At 55.1% G+C, this 21,067-nt stretch carries 16 protein-coding genes, 1 pseudogene and 1 other annotated feature; of the genes and pseudogenes, 7 read left to right on the forward strand and 10 right to left on the reverse strand.

The window, feature by feature from the left end; all coding sequences use genetic code 11:
* Nucleotides 1-48: 48 nt before the first annotated feature.
* Nucleotides 49-873 carry a histidinol-phosphatase HisJ gene (hisJ, locus tag GJ1_RS00575; RefSeq protein ID WP_066227005.1) on the forward strand — a complete coding sequence of 275 codons (825 nt, stop codon included), beginning with the start codon at nucleotides 49-51 and terminating at the stop codon, nucleotides 871-873.
* Between the two features lie 95 nt (nucleotides 874-968).
* On the forward strand, nucleotides 969-1,445 hold the full coding sequence (gene msrC / locus GJ1_RS00580; protein WP_066227008.1) for a free L-methionine (R)-S-oxide reductase MsrC: 477 nt from the start codon (nucleotides 969-971) through the stop codon (nucleotides 1,443-1,445).
* A 54-nt stretch (nucleotides 1,446-1,499) separates the two neighbouring features.
* Here the strand turns inward: msrC and GJ1_RS00585 are convergent.
* Nucleotides 1,500-3,333: pseudogene (locus tag GJ1_RS00585) on the reverse strand (sensor domain-containing diguanylate cyclase).
* Nucleotides 3,334-3,667: 334 nt separating this feature from the next.
* Here GJ1_RS00585 and rpsD point away from each other — a divergent pair.
* Entirely contained in the window at nucleotides 3,668-4,270 is a 603-nt protein-coding gene (gene rpsD / locus GJ1_RS00590; protein WP_066227011.1) for a 30S ribosomal protein S4, read from the forward strand.
* Nucleotides 4,271-4,315: 45 nt separating this feature from the next.
* On the opposite strand, the gene tyrS is transcribed toward rpsD, so the two are convergent.
* Nucleotides 4,316-5,575, reverse strand: coding sequence for a tyrosine--tRNA ligase (gene tyrS / locus GJ1_RS00595; protein WP_066227013.1), 1,260 nt, complete (start codon nucleotides 5,573-5,575; stop codon nucleotides 4,316-4,318).
* Between the two features lie 54 nt (nucleotides 5,576-5,629).
* Nucleotides 5,630-5,854, reverse strand: a binding site (T-box leader).
* A 156-nt stretch (nucleotides 5,855-6,010) separates the two neighbouring features.
* Here tyrS and GJ1_RS00600 point away from each other — a divergent pair.
* Nucleotides 6,011-8,749 carry a transglycosylase domain-containing protein gene (locus tag GJ1_RS00600; protein WP_066227017.1) on the forward strand — a complete coding sequence of 913 codons (2,739 nt, stop codon included), beginning with the start codon at nucleotides 6,011-6,013 and terminating at the stop codon, nucleotides 8,747-8,749.
* 120 nt (nucleotides 8,750-8,869) lie between these two features.
* Here GJ1_RS00600 and acsA read toward each other — a convergent pair whose 3' ends face one another.
* Complete coding sequence (gene acsA, locus GJ1_RS00605; RefSeq protein WP_066227019.1) at nucleotides 8,870-10,585, reverse strand: acetate--CoA ligase; 1,716 nt, start codon at nucleotides 10,583-10,585, stop codon at nucleotides 8,870-8,872.
* A gap of 173 nt (nucleotides 10,586-10,758) precedes the next feature.
* On the opposite strand from acsA, the gene GJ1_RS00610 reads away from it, so the two are divergent.
* From GJ1_RS00610 to GJ1_RS00620, 3 genes are read left to right on the forward strand one after another with little or no spacing between them, the layout of a single operon-like run.
* Nucleotides 10,759-11,391 (forward strand): GNAT family N-acetyltransferase, encoded by a 633-nt coding sequence (locus GJ1_RS00610; RefSeq protein ID WP_066227022.1) that lies wholly within the window; start codon nucleotides 10,759-10,761, stop codon nucleotides 11,389-11,391.
* Nucleotides 11,392-11,420: 29 nt separating this feature from the next.
* The gene (locus GJ1_RS00615) at nucleotides 11,421-12,065 is read left to right on the forward strand and encodes an acetoin utilization AcuB family protein (protein WP_066227026.1); all 645 of its coding nucleotides are present in this window, start codon (nucleotides 11,421-11,423) and stop codon (nucleotides 12,063-12,065) included.
* Complete coding sequence (locus GJ1_RS00620) at nucleotides 12,062-13,231, forward strand: acetoin utilization protein AcuC (RefSeq protein WP_066227028.1); 1,170 nt, start codon at nucleotides 12,062-12,064, stop codon at nucleotides 13,229-13,231. The genes GJ1_RS00615 and GJ1_RS00620 overlap by 4 nt, the downstream gene beginning before the upstream one ends.
* 179 nt (nucleotides 13,232-13,410) lie before the next feature.
* On the opposite strand, the gene ccpA is transcribed toward GJ1_RS00620, so the two are convergent.
* The 7 genes from ccpA to GJ1_RS00655 form a co-directional block, all read right to left on the reverse strand.
* A complete protein-coding gene (ccpA, locus tag GJ1_RS00625; RefSeq protein WP_066227031.1) occupies nucleotides 13,411-14,403 on the reverse strand; it encodes a catabolite control protein A in 993 nt (330 codons plus the stop codon).
* Between the two features lie 201 nt (nucleotides 14,404-14,604).
* The gene (locus GJ1_RS00630; protein ID WP_011232285.1) at nucleotides 14,605-15,687 is read right to left on the reverse strand and encodes a bifunctional 3-deoxy-7-phosphoheptulonate synthase/chorismate mutase; all 1,083 of its coding nucleotides are present in this window, start codon (nucleotides 15,685-15,687) and stop codon (nucleotides 14,605-14,607) included.
* A 218-nt stretch (nucleotides 15,688-15,905) separates the two neighbouring features.
* A complete protein-coding gene (ytxJ, locus tag GJ1_RS00635) occupies nucleotides 15,906-16,235 on the reverse strand; it encodes a bacillithiol system redox-active protein YtxJ (RefSeq protein WP_066227034.1) in 330 nt (109 codons plus the stop codon).
* 5 nt (nucleotides 16,236-16,240) lie between these two features.
* Nucleotides 16,241-16,636 (reverse strand): hypothetical protein, encoded by a 396-nt coding sequence (locus GJ1_RS00640; protein WP_066227036.1) that lies wholly within the window; start codon nucleotides 16,634-16,636, stop codon nucleotides 16,241-16,243.
* Complete coding sequence (locus GJ1_RS00645; RefSeq protein WP_066227039.1) at nucleotides 16,623-17,072, reverse strand: DUF948 domain-containing protein; 450 nt, start codon at nucleotides 17,070-17,072, stop codon at nucleotides 16,623-16,625. The genes GJ1_RS00640 and GJ1_RS00645 overlap by 14 nt, the downstream gene beginning before the upstream one ends.
* A 150-nt stretch (nucleotides 17,073-17,222) precedes the next feature.
* On the reverse strand, nucleotides 17,223-18,527 hold the full coding sequence (gene murC / locus GJ1_RS00650) for a UDP-N-acetylmuramate--L-alanine ligase (RefSeq protein ID WP_066227042.1): 1,305 nt from the start codon (nucleotides 18,525-18,527) through the stop codon (nucleotides 17,223-17,225).
* 153 nt (nucleotides 18,528-18,680) lie between these two features.
* Nucleotides 18,681-21,044 (reverse strand): DNA translocase FtsK, encoded by a 2,364-nt coding sequence (locus GJ1_RS00655; protein WP_066227045.1) that lies wholly within the window; start codon nucleotides 21,042-21,044, stop codon nucleotides 18,681-18,683.
* Nucleotides 21,045-21,067 lie beyond the last annotated feature (23 nt).

Consider the following 21,067-nt stretch of genomic DNA (forward strand, 5'->3'; position numbering starts at 1 on the left):
TCAATCTTTTTGCTATGATACATAAGGGAGAAAGGAGGAAAATCGATCATGCGCGACGGGCATATTCATACGCCGTTTTGTCCGCACGGAAGCCAAGATCCGCTTGAGGCCTATGTAGAGCGCGCGATCAGCCTTGGCTATACAGACATTTCCTTTACGGAGCATGCCCCGCTTCCCGAGCGGTTTATCGATCCGACGCCAAACCAAGACTGCTCGATGGAGCTTGGCCAGCTTGAGCGCTATTTGCACGCTGTCGCTGAGGTGAAAGCCCGCTACCGAAACGACATTGTCATTCGCATCGGGCTGGAAGTCGATTTTATCCCTGGCTTTGAGGAAGAAACGACCCGCCTGCTCGACGAAGTCGGTCCGCTGCTTGACGACAGCATTTTATCGGTTCACTTTTTGGCCCACGAAGGACAATATGTATGCCTTGATTACAGCGAAGATATGTTCGCTGATATCATCCGTTTGTTCGGATCGGTCGAACGCGTCCACCGCGCCTACTACGAAACGGTGCGGCAATCGATCCGCGCGGAGCTTGGCCGCTACAAGCCGAAACGCATCGGCCATATGACGCTTGTGCGCAAGTTCCAACGCCGTTTCCCATGCTTGGAACCAATGGATGAGTGGATTGTTGCCATTCTCGATGACATCAAGCAGTTCGGCTATGAATTGGACTACAACGGCGCCGGCGCCGCCAAACCGCTCTGCTTGGAGCCGTATCCGCCGGGCGGCGTAATCGCCGAGGCGCGGCGTCGAGGCATCCCGATCGTATATGGATCCGACGCCCACCGTGCCGCCGACTTGCACCAAGGACGTGAGATGATGGACCGTGAGGCGCTTTCGGTTGACAACCGCCCGCAGCCGTCATAAAACAGAGGCGAATCATCCATTTCCCCGCTCGCATCCTGATGGATGTCGAGGTGAGAGATTCTGCTCCAATCATGATGAAAAAGGAGGCCAGTGCTATGTTTCGTCCGATTGCTTACAGCGGGACACGCGAAGAAAATTACGCGCTCGTCATCGAGCAGCTGAAATCGCTCATTTCCGGGGAACGAAATTTCATCGCCAACTTGGCGAACGCGGCCGCCTTGCTCAATCAATTCTTGTCCGACATCAACTGGGTCGGGTTTTATCTCGCGGACGGCGACGAGCTTGTGCTTGGCCCATTCCAGGGCTTGCCGGCCTGCGTGCGCATTCCGTTCGGCAAAGGCGTGTGCGGCACAGCGGCCGCCGAACGGAGGACGGTGGTCGTTCCCGACGTTCACCAATTTCCAGGCCATATCGCTTGCGATGCGGCGTCCCAATCGGAAATCGTCGTGCCGCTCATGAAAGACAACCGCGTCATCGGCGTCTTGGACATTGACAGCCCGGTGAAAAACCGCTTCGATGACATCGACCGCCGCTGCTTGGAGCAGTTTGCCAGCGTGCTCATTTCCAGCTGACGAAAAAAAGCGCGCCAGGCGCGAAGAAGGAATCCGCTTGTCCGGATTCCTTTTTTACACTTTATACAAATGGCAGTCGTCGTACACGAAAATACAGTTTTTCCCCGTCTCTTTCGCCATATAAAGCGCGGCGTCCGCCCGTTTGAACAGCTGCTCCGCATTCTCGCAGCCTGGACGCTCCCACCATGACACGCCGCACGAAACGGTCACCGTCGGAACCGTTTGTTCCCTGACTTTTTCCGTGATGCGGCGGGCGATCGAAATGGCGTCAGACAGCGGCACTTTCGGCAAATACACCGCCAGCTCTTCCCCGCCCCAACGCGCCGCCACATCGCCATCGCGAATGTTGGCGCGCATCGTCTCAGCCACTTGGATGAGCACCCCATCGCCCGTTTGATGGCCGTACACATCGTTGATTTGCTTAAAGTTGTCGATGTCAAACAAAATGAGCGCCCCGGATGCATCCGAGCTCATAGATGTTTGGATCACCTCGTCCAAATAGCGGCGCGTATGCAGCTTTGTCAAATAGTCGGTGATCACCAGCTTCTCGAGCTCCTCGCGCAACATCGCGTTCATAAACGCCAGCGTTGAATGTTGAACGAGCGACTCCAACAGCTTAAACATCTCAAACGTAAAGCGGTATGGTTCACAGGCGAGCGCAATGCACAATCCTTTCGTTTCCTTGTTCTGCTGCATCGGCGCCGCCATGATGGAACGAAACGGCCCAAAGGCGGAGCACACATCGCCGGCAAATAAAATGTCATTGTCGCTTTGGCGCCGGTTTTCCACCCAGTCGACATACGGCGCGGACTCCTTATCGAAAAAAAAACGGCGTGCTGCCCGGCAAAAGCTCCCGCTTGCCGTCCGTAAACAAGAAAAAACCGACTTCATCCGCGCCGAACGATTGTTGGATTTGCGATACCATGTACTCAATGGCTTCATGAAGCCGCGGCCGGGCGTTCAATTGGCGCATCGTGTCGTTGATGAGCTGCAAATCGGCGACAAGCCGGCGCGACTGCTCATACAATTTGGCGTTCTCAAGAGCGCTTCCAGCCGTGCTCGCCAACAGAGAAATAAAATGAATCTCCCGTTTTGGAAAGGGCGCAGCATACGGGGCGATAATTTGAATTACCCCATACACCGCCTGCCCCCCTTTAATCGGGGCGTACAGCACCGAGCGCGGCGGCGCCTCCATCTCCTCGCATTGCACTTGTCCAGTCAAAAACGCCCGCAACGCCGCCGTCTGTTTTTCGCTTTCATCCAATGCAAGCGTTTTGATCGGCAAATTTCCGCGCAGATCGTTGTCGTGCGACAACAGAAGGTGGTAGGTGAACGATGGATAGACGTTTTGCAGCGTGCGGATAATTTCTTCAAGCACATCATCGATATGCATCGAGGAATGAATTTTCGCGGCGAAGCGATGCAGCTGTCCATACCGTTTCTCTTCGCCCGCCCCTTGCAGCACCGCGCTAAGTTTCCGAAACAATCGCGCCAAATCCGCCCGGATCTCCAACAACAACCGCTCGTCAAAACCACCGTCTTTTCGATACACAAGCTCGACCATCGCCGGCGCCTCATCGGAAAGCATGAAAAAGAGCCGGGCCGCCATATGCGGCCCACCGGCATCGACAACCACAACTTCACGCTCTCCTTCAGCCGCGATCAGCCCAGCGTCCGGCGTCCCAACCGCGGCCGCTTCCGGATAAAAGGCCGCCCGCACCGGGTCGTACAAATAAAAAACGGCTTGCTCGAGCGCCAGCTCTTCTTTCAGCAGCGCGAGCAGCTCGCCCGCCGCCGCCGAAAACGGCCCATCGTCCTGAAACGCTAAAAACCAGTGGAAAAATTTTTGTTTAAATGCTTCATACCGCTTCATGTCTTCCTTGTTCATCGCCTTTTCCACCCAAACCTGCCTCATCATTCCAAACGAGAGAATGGGATGATAAATTTTTTCTAAAAATTGCATCTTTTATTATACCATACAAACAGAGAAGAAGGGAAACAAAATGTTGACTTTATCCTCTAAAAATCATATAATAGCTTTTGTGTAAAATATAGCAGCCTTTGTGCCCACCTTTATGGTTCATTTTGTTCCTCGGCCCGCCGAGGTGCATCGTGTAACTCTTAGCTGCGAGAGCGAGGATGCATGAAAACAAAATGGCCATAATTGTTGGCGCACATCTGCTTTTATTTTACGGGAATAAAAGCGTAAGGAGGAGCAACGAATGGCTCGTTATACTGGCCCAATGTGGAAAATTTCCCGCCGCCTTGGCATCTCGTTGAGCGGCACGGGGAAAGAATTGCAAAAACGTCCGTATCCGCCTGGCCAACACGGTCCGGGGCAGCGGCGGAAATTGTCGGAATATGGCTTGCAGCTGCAAGAAAAGCAAAAGCTGCGCCATATGTACGGCGTAAACGAGCGCCAATTCCGCAAAACGTTTGAAGAAGCGGGCAAAATGCCGGGCAAACACGGCGAAAACTTCATGATTTTGTTAGAATCGCGCTTGGACAACCTCGTCTATCGTTTAGGGTTGGCCCGCACGCGCCGTCAAGCCCGCCAGCTCGTGACGCACGGCCACATTTTGGTGGACGGCAGCCGCGTCAACATCCCGTCGTACCGCGTCAAACCGGGACAAACGATCGCCGTTCGCGAAAAATCGCGCAACTTGCAAGTGATCAAAGAAGCGCTTGAAGTGAACAACTATGTTCCGGACTACTTGACGTTCGATCCGGAAAAAATGGAAGGAACGTACACCCGCTGGCCGGAGCGTTCCGAACTGCCGGCGGAAATCAACGAAGCGCTCATCGTCGAGTTCTACTCGCGTTAATGCGCAAAAAGATCCGAAATGCCGATGCATTTCGGATCTTTTTGTTTAGGCGTAGCGGATCAAATAATATTTTTTCTTGCCTCGGCGGATGACCGTAAACCGCCCTTCAAGGCGGTGTTCCGCCGTTAAGACGGCCCCGACGTCTTGGATGCGCTCGCCGTTGACGTAAATGGCGCCGTTTTGAATATCTTCGCGCGCCTGCCGCTTCGATGGCGAGATGCCGGCAGAAACGAGCAGCTCGACGAGCGGAACGTCGCCCCCTTCATGGACGAACGCCGGCACGTCTTTGAACCCTTGCTCAATTTCCGCCGCTGTCAAATTGGCAATGTCGCCGCTAAAAAGCGCTTCAGAAATGCGGATCGCCTGCCTGAGCGCCTCTTCGCCGTGCACGAGCTTCGTCACTTCCTCGGCCAGCGCTCTTTGCGCCGCCCGCTTCTCCGGCGCCTCACGAAGCTCTTGTTCAAGCGCTTCGATTTCCTCTCTCGACAGGAATGTAAAGTACTTCAAGTAACGGATCACATCGCGGTCATCGGTATTGATCCAAAACTGATAAAACTCATACGGCGACGTTTTCTCTTTATCAAGCCAAATCGTGCCGCTTTCCGTTTTCCCGAATTTCGTGCCGTCCGCTTTCGTCACAAGCGGGATCGTCAAACCGAACGCCCGCGCTTCGCCTTTCGTTTTGCGAATGAGCTCAAGCCCCGCCGTAATGTTGCCCCATTGGTCGCTCCCGCCGATTTGCAGGCGGCAGCCTTCCGTCTCGTACAACTTCAGGAAGTCATACGCCTGCAGCATCATATAGCTGAACTCGGTAAACGAAATGCCCGTTTCGATGCGCGACTGCACCGACTCTTTCGCCAGCATGTAGTTGACGCTGAAATGTTTGCCGACATCGCGCAAAAACGTGATGACATCAAGCGGCCCGATCCAGTCGTAGTTGTTGGCGATTTTTGCCGGATTGCCGTCCGCTTCAAAATCTAAAAAGCGGCCGAGCTGCTCTTTAATGCGCGCGCTCCATGCCTCAACCGTTTCTTTGGCATTGAGCGTGCGCTCGCTTTTTTTCCCGCTCGGGTCGCCGATCAACCCCGTCGCCCCGCCGACTAGGGCGATCGGCCGGTGCCCCGCCTGCTGGAAGCGGCGCAGCGTCAAAATGGCGGCCAAGTTGCCGATATGCAAACTGTCCGCCGTCGGGTCAAACCCGCAGTAGAGCGTCACCCGCTCCTCATTCAACAGCTTGCGCAACCCGTCTTCATCCGTCGTTTGGTTGACGAGCCCGCGCCATTGCAGTTCCGCAAGCAAATCCATGTCCTTCACCTCTCTATGAATGAATGTCATGAAAAAGAAAACACCCGCCCGTCATGAAGGGGCGAGTGTTCGTCGCGGTACCACCCTACTTAGAAAGCTTGATGCTTTCCCACTCATTTGGATAACGGCGCCGGCCGGCGGGTGACTACTAGGCACCAAAACCGTTTGCCACCGCTGCTCAGGGAGGTAATTCGCGCCTGCCTATGGACTGGCTCGCACCGTCCGCCAGCTCTCTGCACCAGGGAGACAGCCGCTACTTGTTCCCGTCCTTGCTTTGTCGTATGAAATTATATACACTCTTTTACCATATCGATATGCCCGTTGTCAACTCCTGCGTTTTTCGCCATAAGCGGCGAAAAATCGGCAAAATTCCACAAATGATGCGCCTTCCTATGGTATACTTAAGATAATGATTCACCGCATAGGGGGCCCGGCATGAAACAAAAACAACTTCGGCTTTCTCTCGAAAAAGCGTGGCATTATTTTTCACTTACATACGATTTGGTTTGGAACGTCATCTTGATTTTGCTCATCGCCACACTCTGCCTCGTCTGCTTTGCCATTGGCGCCGGCGCCGGCTATTTTGCCTTTTTGGTCAAGGGTATGCCAGTCCCTTCGTTCGACCAAATGAAAAATGAGATTTACAGTTATGAAGAAACGAGCCATATGTACTTTGCCGGCGGCGTTTATTTAGGGCGGTTCCGGTCCGACCTTGACCGCGAGGCGGTGCGCCTTTCCGACGTTTCTCCATATGTCGTGCAGGCGGTGATCGCTACTGAGGATGAACATTTCTATGAACATGACGGCGTCGTTCCGAAGGCAGTCATCCGCGCCATGTTTCAAGAGCTGACGAACTCGCCGGTCAAAAGCGGAGGGAGCACGCTTACGCAGCAGCTCGTCAAAAACCAGATGTTGACGAACGAGGTGTCGTTTGAGCGAAAAGCGAAGGAAATGCTGCTTTCGCTTCGCCTAGAGCGATTTTTTTCCAAAGAGGACATTTTAGAGGCATATTTAAACGTCGTTCCGTTCGGCCGCAGCTCATCGGGGCGCAACATCGCCGGCATCCAAGCCGCGGCCCAGGGGGTTTTTGGCGTCAACGCGAAAGAGTTGAATCTCGCACAAGCGGCGTTTTTGGCCGGCCTGCCGCAAAACCCGTTCGTCTACACCCCGTTTGCCGCTGACGGCAGCGTCAAACCGGACATCTCGGCGGGCTTGAAGCGGATGAAAACGGTGCTTTACCGGATGAAACGGGCCGGCTATATTTCCGAAAGGCAGTACAAGGAAGCGCTTGCCTATGATGTGGCGAAGCATTTCGCCGCCCCGAAGCCATCGCCTTTTGAACGGTATCCGTTTTTGACGATGGAAATCGAGAGACGGGCAAAAGACGCGCTCGCCGAAACGTTCGCCAAGCGCGACGGCTATAAGCCGGAAGAGCTGAAGCGCGATTCTGCTCTTTCCCGGCGCTACCTCAGCGAAGCGGAAAAAGCGTTGCGCCAAGGCGGATACCATATTTACACGACGATCGACAAGAATATTTATGAGCAGATGCAGCGCATCGCCTCTCGTTACGCCTATTACGGCAGCGACAATGTGTATTACACAAAAGACAAGAAAACGGGAAAAATGGTCGCCCATCGCCAACCGGTCGAAGTCGGGGCGATGCTCATCGAAAACCAAACCGGAAAAATCATCAGTTTCGTCGGCGGCCGCGATTACAAGCGCGAACAGTTGAACCATGCCACCCAAGCGCACCGTTCCAACGGGTCAACGATGAAGCCGCTTTTGGTGTACGCACCAGCGATGGAGATGGGCGTCATCCAGCCAGGCACCATCATTCCTGATCTCCCGCTGTCGATCGGTTCGTATACGCCGAAAAACGCCGATGGAAAAACGCACGGGCTTGTCACGGCGCGCTATGCGTTGCAACAATCGTACAACATCCCAGCCATTCGGACGTATATGAGAATCCAATTTCGCCATCCGATCGACTATTTGCATAAAATGGGGATCACGAGCGTCGCCAAACAAGAAGAAGCAAATCCGGCTTTGGCGATCGGCGGGACGCACATCGGCGTCACGGTCGAAGAAAACGTCAACGCCTATGCGACGTTCGCCAATTACGGCTCGTTCGTTGACGCCTACATGATTGAGAAGATTGTCGACAAGAACGGAAAGGTCGTTTACGAACACGAAAGCAAACCCGTCCCGGTGTTTTCTCCGCAAACGTCGTACTTGATGATTGATATGATGCGCGACGTGCTTCGCGGCGGAACGGCCTCATCGGTGCCGCGCTACTTGAAATTTTCCGCCGACTGGGCCGGCAAAACGGGGACATCGCAGGACAAGCGCGATTCTTGGTTTGTCGCTGTCAATCCCAACGTCACGTTCGGCGTTTGGATCGGCTATGACCAGCCGGCGCCGCTTGAGTCTCGCTACAAAGGGCTTTCCTACAGCCAGCGCACCCAGCTGTTATGGGCGCAGCTGATGAATGCAGCTTATGACCAAAATCCGAAGCTCATCGCTCCGCCGAAGCGGTTTCTCATGCCGGGCGGCATCGTCCGCCGCGCTTATTGCGCCGCGAGCGGCTTCAGCCCGTCGGCGGCGTGCGAAAAAGCCGGGCTCGTCCGCTACGATTTATACAACACGAAATTTGCGCCGCGGGAAGGAAGCGGCGAGGAAGTGATGGAAAGCCGGCTCGTCATCATCGGCGGGCGCCGCTATGCGGCGCTTGCAACGACTCCGGAAGAGTTTGTCACTCGCGAGGTCATTGTGAATCCAGAGCTGCTCGCCGATTGGGGGATCAACGGCGAGGTGCAGGCTGGCGACGCGTTTGTTGTGGCCACATTAAAGGAAAACGGACGCCCCCCATCCCCGCCAGTGGCCCGCCTGAGCGGCAGTCAGCTCATTTGGAACCGCCATAACGAGCCGGATGTGATCGGCTACCGTGTCTATAAAGTGAACGAAAATGGAGCGCGCCGCATCATTGCCACCGTAAAAGCCGGAGAGGCGACCACGTTTTCCAAATTGCAGCCAGGCGCAACGTATTGCGTCACCGCTGTGGACATCGCCGGACAGGAATCGGCGCCGTCGAATCCCGTTTCGCTGCCGCCTGCCGGCTCAGATAACAAAGAGAATGGCGGTCCGCCCTCTTCCTCTCCGTCTAGCAGTGAATGATTAAAAACGGTCTGGGGAAACGACCCGGATCGTTTTTTTTTTTGCCAAGAGCCCGACGTTTTAGCCAGCGATAAGCAAAAGCGCCCGGAACAAGAGCGTTCCGGACGCCTAGGATTGTTTTTAGTCTTCCATCGTTGACAAGTCGCCGGTCGGCAAGTTGAGCTCCCACGCTTTTAAGACGCGGCGCATAATTTTCCCGCTCCGCGTTTTCGGAAGCTTGTCGCGGAACTCGATCTCGCGCGGCGCCGCATGGGCGGCGAGCCCTTTTTTGACGAACTGGCGGATGTCTTCTTTCAATTCTTCGGACGGCTCATAGCCTTCGCGGAGCGCGATGAACGCTTTGATGATTTCCCCGCGCACCGGATCCGGCTTGCCGATGACGCCGGCTTCGGCAACGGCTGGATGCTCGACGAGCTTGCTTTCCACTTCAAACGGGCCGACGCGCTCGCCGGATGTGTTGATGACATCGTCAACGCGCCCTTGGAACCAGAAGTAGCCGTCTTCATCCATATAAGCCGAGTCGCCCGATACGTACCAGTCGCCGATAAAGTACGATTCATATTTTTGCGGGTTGTTCCAAATCGTTTTCATCATCGATGGCCAGCCTTTTTTAATGGCCAAGTTGCCCATCCGGTACGGCGGCAGGACGTTTCCTTGGTCGTCGATGATCGCCGCTTCCACGCCTGGAATCGGTTTCCCCATCGATCCCGGCTTGATTTCCATGCACGGATAGTTGCAAATGAGATGCCCGCCTGTTTCCGTCATCCACCACGTATCATGGATGCGGCGGCCGAACACTTTCATTCCCCAGCGGATGACTTCCGGGTTGAGCGGCTCGCCGACGCTCAAAATATGGCGAAGCGAGCTTAAATCGTATTTTTTCACCACTTCATCGCCCGCGCCCATCAACATGCGGAACGCAGTCGGCGCGCTGTACCAGACGGTGACGCCAAAATCTTGGATCGTTTGGTACCAAGCGTCCGGGCTGAAGCGGCCGCCGACAATGACGCTTGACGCCCCGCACAGCCACGGGCCGAAAATGCCGTACGACGTGCCGGTCACCCACCCCGGGTCGGCCGTGCACCAGTAGATGTCATCCTCTTTTAAGTCAAGCACCCATTTCGCTGTTTGATAGTGCTGAATCATCGCGTTATGGACGTGCAAAACGCCTTTCGGCTTGCCGGTCGAACCAGACGTATAATGCAAAATTAGGCCGTCTTGGCGGTCGACCCATTCGATGTCGAAGTGCTTGCTTGCCTCATTCATCCGCTTTTTCAAATCGATGTACGGCCCTTCTTCAACAATGCCGTCGCCGACTAAAAAGACGTACTTCAGCTCCGGCAAGTCGCCGACCGGCACGCGCGGCAGCAGTTCCGGCGTCGTAATGATCGCTTTCGCCCCGCTGTCTTCGAGGCGGTCGCGCACCGCTCCTTCCATGAACGCCTCAAACAGCGGCCCAACGATGGCGCCGGTTTTAATGATCCCAAGCACGGCAAAGTACAGTTCCGGAGAACGCGGCATAAACACAAACACGCGGTCGCCCTTTTGAATGTCAGCCGCCTGTTTTAAGACGTTCGCCACCTTATTGGACATCTCTTTCATTTCTTTGAACGTATATTTTTCATTCCGCACAGCATCGCGGTAGTAAAGCGCCACTTTATTTTTGCGGAACGACTCCGCATGGCGGTCGATCGCTTCATATGCCATGTTGACTCGTCCCGTTTCATGCCAAGAAAACTCTTTCTCCACTTCCGACCATTGAAACTGTTTGTAAGTTTCTTCATAGTTTTTTAAGTTGTAGTCCCCTTGCACGACTGGCAGCAGTTCCGTTTTCATTCTCCGATCCCCCTTATGTAAGTGATTACATTTCTATTATAGTAGATGCGAAACAGTTTCTCAATTTTTAAAATATTCCTTGTCCACACTTTTTGAAATTTTTTTGAACCGCGCCAGCCGACTATGTTTTCATGTATAATGGTAAAAGAACGACCAATTCAGGTGGTGGCCGAATGGAACATAAAAAAACATATAACGCCAAGGAGCTGAAAACCCCGAAAGGAACGCTTCTCATCGAAGGGCCGGTGACGCCGGAAGCGTTGGCCAGCTACGAATTCCACCATGACCTAACTTCCTTCCGCCAACCTGCCAAACAGCACAAAGCGTTGATTGAGATCGCCAAGCTGCCGGAAGGGCGGATCATCATTGCCCGCCGCGGCGAGGTGATCGTCGGTTATGTCACGTTTTTATATCCCGATCCGCTTGAGCGCTGGTCGGAAGGGAAAATGGAAAATTTGATCGAGCTTGGCGCCATTGAAGTCATTCCGGAGTTCCGTGGGTTTGGCGTCGGAAAAAATTTATTGATCGTCTCGATGATGGACGATGCCATGGAAGACTATATCATCATTACCACGGAATATTATTGGCATTGGGACCTAAAAGGCACCGGACTAAGCGTATGGGAGTACCGAAAAGTGATGGAGAAAATGATGAACGCCGGCGGGCTCGTCTGGTACGCAACCGATGACCCGGAAATTTGCTCCCACCCGGCAAACTGCCTGATGGTCCGCATCGGCAAACGGGTCGACGCCGAATCGATTCAACGGTTTGATCGGCTTCGGTTTATGAACCGTTACATGTACTAAATGCCTCGCACAAAGGGGAGAGGAGAACGATGCTTGTCGAACAAGTGATGAAAACACCGGTCGTCACACTGCGCGCTACCAATACGATTGCCGAAGCGCTGCAGCTGCTTCGCCATCATCGCATCCGCCATCTTCCGGTCGTCGACGATGAAGGGCATTTGCTCGGCCTTGTCACCGACCGCGACTTGCGCGATGCCAGCCCATCGATTTTCCATCTTCACGAACATCTTGACGACTTGCAAAAACCGGTCAGCACGATGATGAAAACGGACGTCGTCGTCGGCCATCCGCTCGATTTTGTTGAAGAGGCGGCGGCGCTCTTTTATGAACATCGAATCGGCTGCCTGCCGATCGTAAACAATGGGAAGCTCGTTGGAATCATCACCCAAACCGATTTGCTTCGCACATTCATTGAGTTGACCGGCGTTCATCAACCTGGATCGCAAATCGAGGTGAAAGTGCCGAACGAGGCTGGGATGCTCGGCAAAGCAGCGACCATCATCGGCGGCCGCCATATCAATATCGCCAGCGTCCTTCTTTATCCAGACCGCGATCCGAATTACAAAATTTTAGTGTTCCGCGTGCAAACGATGAACCCGATTCCGTTGATCCGTGATTTGCAAAACGCCGGCTATCGCGTGCTATGGCCGAACTTGCCGGGGGTTACGTCATGAGCCGAAACTGCGTATTTGTCTATAGCGAGCAATTTCTTCAGTATAAATTTCATGACGACCATCCGTTCAATCAGCTGCGGGTCAAACTGACATACGATTTGTTGCGCACGCTCGGCGCCTTGGACGACCGGCACATCGTCACTCCGCGCATGGCCACCGATGACGAGCTGGCGCTCATTCACGACCGCTCATACATCGAGGCGGTGAAAGCGGCCGGGCGCGGCGGGCTGTCCGAAGCGGCGGCGCTGAACTACGGCCTTGGCACGGAAGACACGCCGGTGTTTCCGAACATGCATGAAGCAAGCGCACTTTTGGTCGGCAGCACGCTCACCGCTGTCGACGCGGTTCTTTCCGGAGCGGCCGAGCATGCGCTCAACCTTGGCGGCGGCTTGCACCACGGTTTTCGCGGCAAGGCATCTGGTTTTTGCGTCTACAATGACAGCGCGGTCGCCATTCAATACATCCGGGAGAAATACGGACTGCGCGTGTTGTACGTCGACACGGACGCCCACCACGGCGACGGGGTGCAATGGGCGTTTTACGACGATCCGAACGTCTGCACATTCTCGATTCATGAAACGGGACGCTACCTGTTCCCGGGGACTGGAAACGTCAATGAGCGCGGCCACGGAGCAGGTTATGGATACTCGTTCAACATCCCGCTCGATGCATTCACCGAGGATGAGTCATGGCTTTATGCCTACACGACCGCGCTCCGAGAGATCGCTGACTTTTTCCGTCCCGATGTCATCGTAACGCAAAATGGAGTGGACGCCCACTATTACGACCCGCTCACCCATTTGTCGGTGACGATGAAAACGTACCGCATCATTCCCAAACTCGCGCACCAAATCGCGCATGAATATTGCAACGGGCGCTGGATCGCCGTCGGCGGCGGCGGCTATGACATCTGGCGCGTCGTGCCGCGGGCGTGGGCGCTCCTTTGGCTCGAGATGACGGGACAAGCCGATGTGTCCGGCCCGTTGCCAGATGATTGGCGCCAACGATGGCAACCGCTTTCACCCGTCACGCTGCCGCTTGAGTGGGACGACCCAGACAACTTGTATCCGCCGATCCCGCGCAAGGCGGAAATCAGCGAAAAAAACGCGCAGACGGTGGAAAAAGCGTTGTATTTCATTCGCAGCCAACGTCGGGCGGGGACTTGATCTTTTCCCCGCTTCCTTGCGTCAAACATGGAAATTCCTACGTTTCCGGAGCCGGCCGCACCGTTCCCCTGTCCAACGGTCGTTTCACCGAAAACAAGGCGCTTTCCGCCGTTAAAAAAATGGAGCGAAGCAGGCAAGAAAAAGGACTGGCCCCATTTTGAGGCCAGCCCTTTTTTCACTTATTTTGTCGACTCCCGCACCTCAAGCCGATGCGGCAAGACAACGATATGGTTGTCGACTTGTTCTTTGTTCATATATTTCGTGAGCAGCCGCATCGCCACCGCCCCGATATCATACATCGGCTGCACGACGGTCGTCAGCCGCGGCCGCACCATCGTCGCCAGCCTTGTGTTGTCAAAGCCGACGACTTCCAACTCATCCGGCACGCGCACACTGTGGTCTTGGGCGCTATGGATGATGCCGAGCGCCATTTCGTCCGTTCCGGCAAACACCGCAGTCGGCCGTTCGGCGAGCTCAGCCATTTTCTCGTACGCTTCCAAACCGGAGTCATAAGAGTTGTCGCCCTCAATGACGAACTCTTCTTCATACGGCGCTCCGTGCTCGGCCAGCGCTCGCCGGTAGCCAGCCAACTTCCGCTGGTTGATCGGGTCGTCGGTCGGACCGGTCACATAGACAACGCGGCGGTTTCCTTTTTCCAGCAAATACGTCACGGCCTCAAACGCCGCCTGCTCGTAGTCGATGTTGACCGAGGGAATCTCATTCGGTCCAATCGTCGCCGCAAGCACGATCGGCACCGACGACTTTTGAAACTCAGCGACGTGCTCATCGGTGATCGTCCCGCCCATAAACAAAATGCCGTCCACTTGCTTGGCAAGCATCGTATTGAGCAAATGCAGCTCTTTTTCCTTGTTTTGATCGGAGTTGCTCAAAATGATGTTGTATTTGTACATCGTGGCGATGTCTTCAATGCCGCGCGCCAATTCGGCGAAGAAAATGCTCGAAATATCTGGGATGATCACCCCGACCGTCGTCGTTTTTTTGCTGGCCAGTCCCCGCGCCACTGCGTTTGGGCGATAGCCAAGCCGCTCGATGGCTTCCAATACTTTTTTTCTCGTCGACGGTTTGACGTTCGGGTTGCCGTTGACAACGCGCGAGACGGTCGCCATCGAGACGTTCGCCTCCCGCGCCACATCGTAAATCGTTACGGTCATTCCGTTTCACTCCTTTTCACTCGATCCGGTAACCGGTGAATTCCGAATGTATGTACAACTATCATACGATACATTATCGCCAACTCGCAACGAAATCGCAACCGTTTTGCCGGTTTGTTCACAAACCGTTCACGGGTAGTTTGCCCCAACACTCGCCATCTCATCAAAAAATCCCCTCGGGCAACAACCGAGGGGATCGTCTTACGCCTGAACAAACTGACGTTGGAACGCGCGCACTTCTTCCATAAACTCGTTGAATTGGGCGATATCCATTTGCTGGGCCGAGTCGGACAAGGCGACGGCCGGATCCGGGTGCACTTCGGCCATGACGCCGTCGGCGCCGATCGCCAAGGCCGCTTTGGCGCACGGAATGAGCAAATCGCGCCGTCCTGTTGAATGGGTGACATCGACGAACACCGGCAAATGCGTTTCTTTCTTTAAGATCGGCACCGCCGAAATGTCAAGCGTATTGCGCGTCGCCCGCTCATACGTGCGGATGCCGCGTTCGCACAAAATGATCTGCCCGTTTCCTTGCGACATGATGTACTCGGCAGCGTTGATGAATTCTTCGATCGTCGCCGCCAAGCCGCGCTTCAGCAAAATCGGCTTATTCACTTGGCCCGCCGCTTTCAGCAGTTCAAAGTTTTGCATGTTGCGCGCGCCGATTTGGATGACGTCAATGTAGTCCAAGGCGATTTCAATGTCCGCCGGCGTGACGATTTCACTGATGACCGCCAAATCAAACTCATCGGCGATCCGTTTCAAAATTTTCAGCCCTTCCACGCCGAGCCCTTGGAAATCGTACGGCGATGTGCGCGGTTTGTAGGCGCCGCCGCGCAGCAGCTTAATGCCTTGCTTTTTCACCGCTTCCGCGACCGCGGCCACTTGTTCATAGCTTTCGACCGCGCACGGACCCATGACAAAATATTGGTTGCCGTCGCCGATCCGCTCGCCCTTCACTTCGACAATCGTGTTTTCCGGATGCTTTTTCCGCGAGACAAGGAGCGCCTTGCGGTGGTCATCTTCCTGCAGCTCGAGCGCTGCTTTAAAAATTTCCTTGAAAATGTGCTGCAACGTCGACGTTTCAAACGGCCCGTCGTTATGCTCGGAAATGAGGTCGAGCATTTTCCGCTCGCGCACCGGGTCATAGCGGTGCGTCCCTTGCGCTTCTTTAATTTTTCCAATCTCCTGAACGAGCCGCCCCCGTTCATTGATCAGCTTCAACAGCTGCAAGTTGATCTCATCGACTCGCGCCCGCAGCTCATCTAATCTCTCATTGCTCATGCTTTCCTCATCCTTTCGCCGAATGTAATGCATTGTTTTCGCCTCTTGCCGGCCGCCGGCAAGCTGCGCCCCCGTCTTGGAGAACGAAGTCGTTTAATTAGTGTTTATTATAATCGATGGAGCTATCGTTGTCACGAAAAATTTGCTTTTTTGATTAAACGCTTTTAAGCGATAAAGTACTAATGGATGAGAAAACGCCCGCGGCCGCAGGCGGGCGGTCAGGCGCCGACATGCTCCGAGAGCGCGTCGTACGTAATGCGCCAATGGGAAGCATGCCAGACGACGCTGCCGTTTTCAAACAGCAGCACTTGCGGCGACTCGTGTTTCACCCCGGTCGTTTCGGCGATATAGGTTGAGAGCGGCCGCGCCTCTTGCACATACAGGCAATATACCGCCAGCTCCGGATGATCGGCCGCAAACTTCTCACACTCGCGAAACGCCGCTTGGCTGATCGGGCAGGTGAGGCTATGCTTGATGAACAAAAACCGCTCCGTTTCGTTCATGACGCGTTCAAACTGTTCGATCGTCTCCAGCTTCTCCATTCCCATCCTCCTCACTCCGTTTCTTTTCGAGGGGATAGATTTTGCTCGGCATCATCCAACGCCGCTTCCGCCTCCTCAAGCAGCTTTTGCAGCGTTTCCCGGTCGGCTGGGCCGGCTGAAGGCGGAATCGGAATCGTCGCCTTCTCGGTTTCTTCCCCAGCATCTTCCCTGCCGGATGGCGCCTCGTCTGTTTTCAGCGGAATGAAGCTGGCGATTTCCTTTGTTTTCTCTTTCGCCGTTTCCAACCATTCGGCAGCCGTTGTTTTCACCGGCTCCCACGTTTCATCGTTGTTCCATTCAGCCAGCCATTTCCGCCCTTTTTCGCTCGTCAAAAACAGCGCAGCAGCCGCGCCGGCGATGCCGCCGACAAGCGCTCCAAGCAAAAATCCACCGTTATTTTTTGCCACTTGGCATTCCCTCCTTTGGATGCAATCGTTCTCTTTCTCTCCATTTTTCCCATATATCGAGCAAAACATTTGTCCAGCGCAGCACCTTCATCCATTTTTCCTGTCCTCGGCTCGCCCTGGCCGATAGAGCGGCAGCCGCTTGCCGAAGCGCACGGTTGAGCGTGCGGACCGTGCCGCCGATCTCCCCGACCGCCTCGACGGCGCCATCCAGCTTTTCTGCTTTTTTTTGCACATCGAAAGCAATGCCGTTGGCCACGCGGAGAAGCTCATGCACTTCTTTCGCCACTGTTTGCACTTGTTCATCGGCATGGCTGATCGCCGCCGCCAGCCGGCGCAGCGTTTCCTGCAAAACGACGAGCGTCCTGGCTATGTAAACGACAAGCAGCAAAAAAGCAAGCGCGATGAGGGCAACGCTTCCATACAAAAGCCATTCCACCGGATTTCCTCCTTGCCCATTCGAACGTTTCATTCCCTTTGTACCCATCTTTTTCTGCATTCAAACTTCGACATTGAAAACGTTTCTTCCTGCTTTTTGAAAATAGGAAAAAACGGGCCATCTTCACCGCGGCCCGTTCCGTGTCGGCCGTCAGGCGGAAAGAACGGCCCGTTCGTACGCCTGCTGAAACTTTTGAATGTCGCCGGCGCCCATGAACACCAACACCGCATCTTGATGCCGCTTCAACATGGATACGTTTTGTTCCTCGAGCAGCTGGGAACGCGGGATTTGCGCCTGCAAGTCACGGATCGACAATTTGCCTTCATGCTCGCGCGCCGAACCGAAAATGTCGCACAAATACACGTGGTCCGCCTGCTGCAAACTTTCGGCAAACTCGCGCAAAAACGTCTGTGTCCGTGTATACGTATGCGGCTGAAAAATCGCCACCACTTCACGGCCCGGATATTTTTGCCTTGCCGCCTCCAACGTCGCCGTAATTTCGCGTGGGTGATGGGCATAATCATCGATCAGCACTTGGCGGCCGACCGTTTTTTCACTGAAGCGGCGCTTCACCCCTTGGAACGTTTGCAGCCGCTTGGCGATCGTGCCCGCATCCACCCCTTCGTAGTGGCAGAGGGCGACGACGGCCATAGCATTCAACACGTTATGAGCGCCAAAGCGCGGAATGGCAAACGAGGCAAAAAATGTGTTGCGCACGAACACATCAAACGCCATCCCTTCCGTCGTCTTGACGACATTGCGCGCCTGAAAATCGTTGTCCTCCCCGAATCCATAAAACAAAATCGGCACTTTCGCTTGAATGTTCGGCAAATACGGATCATCCCCGCAGGCGACGATCGCTTTTTTCACTTGATGCGCCATTTGCTGGAAAGCGGAAAATACATCATCGACATTGGCAAAATAATCCGGGTGATCAAAGTCAATATTTGTCATGATCGCATAATCTGGAAAGTAGGAAAGGAAGTGCCGGCGGTATTCACACGCTTCAAACACAAAGTATTTGCTTCCTGGCTCCCCTTTTCCTGTGCCGTCTCCGATCAAATAGGACGTTGGATGGGCTCCTTGCATCACGTGGGCAAGCAGCCCCGTCGTCGTCGTTTTTCCATGCGAACCGGTCACCGCGATGCTTGTAAATCGGCCAGCCAACTCTCCTAAAAAGCGATGGTAACGAATGACGGGAACGCCGAGTTGACGGGCCGCCTCGATTTCCTCATGCGTATCGGCAAACGCATTGCCGGCAATGACCGTATAGCCTGGGCGGATATTGTCTTTCGAAAAAGGCAGCACCGGGATCCCCCGCTCTTCAAGCGCCTTTTGCGTGAAAAACCATTTCTCTACATCCGACCCTTGCACCGTATAGCCAAGGTCATGAAGCACTTGCGCGAGCGCGCTCATCCCTGTGCCTTTAATGCCTACAAAATGGTAAGCTGTCATCGCTAAGCCCTCCAACCATCATCTCTCTGTAAGACAGTATATGATATCCATCTCGTTTTGCCATTTCTCCCATTGCGGTGCACCGTTCATTTCCCCATTATAGCACGTGAGGAGGCAAAACACTACCGCCTGCCCAAAGGAGGCCGCCCGCCCTCAGCTGTTCTGCCCGCGCCAGCGCTCCCACTCGTCCTCGCTCATCAACACATCACGCGGTTTGCTGCCGCGCGCTTCCGAAATCAGTCCTCGCTGCTCCATCATCTCAATCAGCCGAGCGGCGCGGTTGTAGCCGATGCGGAAATGGCGCTGCAGGCTCGAGGTGGACGCTCCCCCTTGGGCGATGACAAACCGGCACGCTTCCTCGAACAGTTCATCATCCTCGCCGCCAAACGCCCCCGTTTGTCGGAAATCGTCCGGATCAAACAGATAGGATGGGCCTTGCTCTGCTTTCACATGCGCTGCCACCCGCTCGATTTCTTCATCGGAAATGAAGCACCCTTGCAGCCGCACCGGCTTGGCCGAACCATTTTCCAAAAACAGCATATCGCCGCGCCCAAGCAGCCGTTCAGCGCCGTTTACATCCAAAATGGTGCGCGAATCGACTTGAGACGAAACGGAAAAGGCGATGCGCGTCGGAATGTTCGCCTTGATCAATCCCGTGAGAACATCGACCGACGGCCGCTGCGTCGCGATCAACAAATGGATGCCGCACGCCCGCGCCTTTTGCGCCAGCCGACAAATCGATTCTTCAACATCGGCTGGAGCAGCCATCATCAGGTCGGCAAGCTCGTCAATGACGATGACGATGTACGGCAGCGGCGGCTCACTGCTCCCGCGTTCACGAAGATGGTCGTTATATTTTTCGATATCGCGCACACCGGCGTGGACAAACTGTTCATACCGCCGTTCCATTTCACCGACCGCCCACTTGAGCGCCCCCGCAGCCGCCTTCGCCTCGGTGATCACAGGGCTGAGCAAATGCGGCAGCCCGTTGTACGGCGCCAGTTCGACCATTTTTGGATCAATGAGCAGCCATTTCACTTCGTGCGGAGCTGCTTTATACAACATGCTGACGAGCATCGCGTTCATGCATACGCTTTTTCCCGACCCGGTCGCCCCGGCGATCAGCCCGTGCGGCATTTTTCGGATGTCGGTCACAACCGGCGCTCCGCTGATGTCAAGCCCGAGCGCCACGGTAAGCGGCGACCGGCTTTCGCGGAACGCTTGGCTTTCTAAAATTTCCCTTAGACGCACCGGACGGCTCGTTCGGTTCGGCACTTCAATGCCGATCGTCCGTTTTCCCGGGATCGGCGCTTCCATGCGAATATCTTTCGCCGCCAGACTGAGTTTGATATCATCGATTAAACTCGTAATCTTGCTCACTTTCACCCCTAAATCCGGCTGCACTTCAAACCGCGTCACCGTCGGTCCTTGCGTCGCCTCGACGACTTTGGCGCCGATATGGAAGCTCACAAACGTCCGGTCCAAACGCTGGCATTGGTCGCGAAGCCACTGCTCGTCGCGTTCGGCCGCTTTCTCGGGCGGTTCCAGAAGCGCCAATGGCGGCCGTACATAGCCGTTTGATCGATTCGCCGCTTTTTCTTCCAGCTTGCGCCAATCTTGCTTTAACATGATCACATTATACGGGATGCGCGTTCGTTCGGGGCGGGAAACCTCCTCCCGGCCGGCTTGCGCCGCCGAGTGACGGATTTCGCGATCCGGGGTCGTCTCCCGCCGTTCTGTCGAAGAAGCACTCTCTCCGTCTCCATTCCTCTTCTGTGACGGCACTCCTCGTCCTTCGCTCTCCAAGCCGCCGTCTGTCTCGTGCGGCGCGCGTTCTTTGCCTCGTTCGTCCAGCTCCTGCTCTTTTTCTTCATTCGCCTCGGCGCGGCTTTCCTCCTGTCCGGCCGCCGGCGCAAGCCCATCTTTTCCTTCCGTCTCCACAACAGCCGCGGACATCGCTCCACTCGCGTCATCATCTTCTTCGCTCCATGCCTCTGTCCGCTTGGCCAAAGACTCTTCTTCTTTTGGCGGTTCAGCCGCCCAGTTTTCCGTGTCCTCTCGCACGTCTCGCCATGTCGCTTCGCAACGGACGGCCTCTTCCCGAACCGCCCCGCCGCACTGGCTCTCTGCATCCACTGCACCGGTCGGCTCGATTTCATCCACTCGTTGCCGCTGTTTCCCCCGATTTCGATCATATCCAAAAATCGGGGATGGCACATCGGATGGGCGGAACGGCCTTTTTTCCGCCGTCACCTTTGCGGCGCCAGCCGACGGGCGCCGATTCGGCAGCGGCCCGGATTCCTCGCTTTTCGCCCGTCTCGGCCTTTCCCCCTCTTCCACCAGCTCGTCATCCGGAATCAACGGAAAGCGAAAGCGGCCTTGCGGATATTGGTAGATGACGCGCGCCTCGCCGCGCTCGGACATGCCAGCCGACAGAGGGGAGTTCGTCCGCTGTTCGTTCCCTTCCTCTTCCTCCTCGCTCGTGAGAAAACGAAGCCATCGTTTCCAAAATTTCATCCATCACTTCACTCTTTCTTTGC

The sequence above is a fragment of the Geobacillus jurassicus NBRC 107829 genome, assembly GCF_001544315.1.
GTDB lineage: Bacteria > Bacillota > Bacilli > Bacillales > Anoxybacillaceae > Geobacillus > Geobacillus jurassicus.

Bases quoted from the DNA above. Each gene is read 5' to 3' on its own strand.
- hisJ (WP_066227005.1), top strand. From the start codon at position 49: ATGCGCGACGGGCATATTCATACGCCGTTTTGTCCGCACGGAAGCCAA.
- msrC (WP_066227008.1), top strand. From the start codon at position 969: ATGTTTCGTCCGATTGCTTACAGCGGGACACGCGAAGAAAATTACGCG.
- rpsD (WP_066227011.1), top strand. From the start codon at position 3,668: ATGGCTCGTTATACTGGCCCAATGTGGAAAATTTCCCGCCGCCTTGGC.
- tyrS (WP_066227013.1), bottom strand. From the start codon at position 5,575: ATGGATTTGCTTGCGGAACTGCAATGGCGCGGGCTCGTCAACCAAACG.
- GJ1_RS00600 (WP_066227017.1), top strand. From the start codon at position 6,011: ATGAAACAAAAACAACTTCGGCTTTCTCTCGAAAAAGCGTGGCATTAT.
- acsA (WP_066227019.1), bottom strand. From the start codon at position 10,585: ATGAAAACGGAACTGCTGCCAGTCGTGCAAGGGGACTACAACTTAAAA.
- GJ1_RS00610 (WP_066227022.1), top strand. From the start codon at position 10,759: ATGGAACATAAAAAAACATATAACGCCAAGGAGCTGAAAACCCCGAAA.
- GJ1_RS00615 (WP_066227026.1), top strand. From the start codon at position 11,421: ATGCTTGTCGAACAAGTGATGAAAACACCGGTCGTCACACTGCGCGCT.
- GJ1_RS00620 (WP_066227028.1), top strand. From the start codon at position 12,062: ATGAGCCGAAACTGCGTATTTGTCTATAGCGAGCAATTTCTTCAGTAT.
- ccpA (WP_066227031.1), bottom strand. From the start codon at position 14,403: ATGACCGTAACGATTTACGATGTGGCGCGGGAGGCGAACGTCTCGATG.
- GJ1_RS00630 (WP_011232285.1), bottom strand. From the start codon at position 15,687: ATGAGCAATGAGAGATTAGATGAGCTGCGGGCGCGAGTCGATGAGATC.
- ytxJ (WP_066227034.1), bottom strand. From the start codon at position 16,235: ATGGGAATGGAGAAGCTGGAGACGATCGAACAGTTTGAACGCGTCATG.
- murC (WP_066227042.1), bottom strand. From the start codon at position 18,527: ATGACAGCTTACCATTTTGTAGGCATTAAAGGCACAGGGATGAGCGCG.
- GJ1_RS00655 (WP_066227045.1), bottom strand. From the start codon at position 21,044: ATGAAATTTTGGAAACGATGGCTTCGTTTTCTCACGAGCGAGGAGGAA.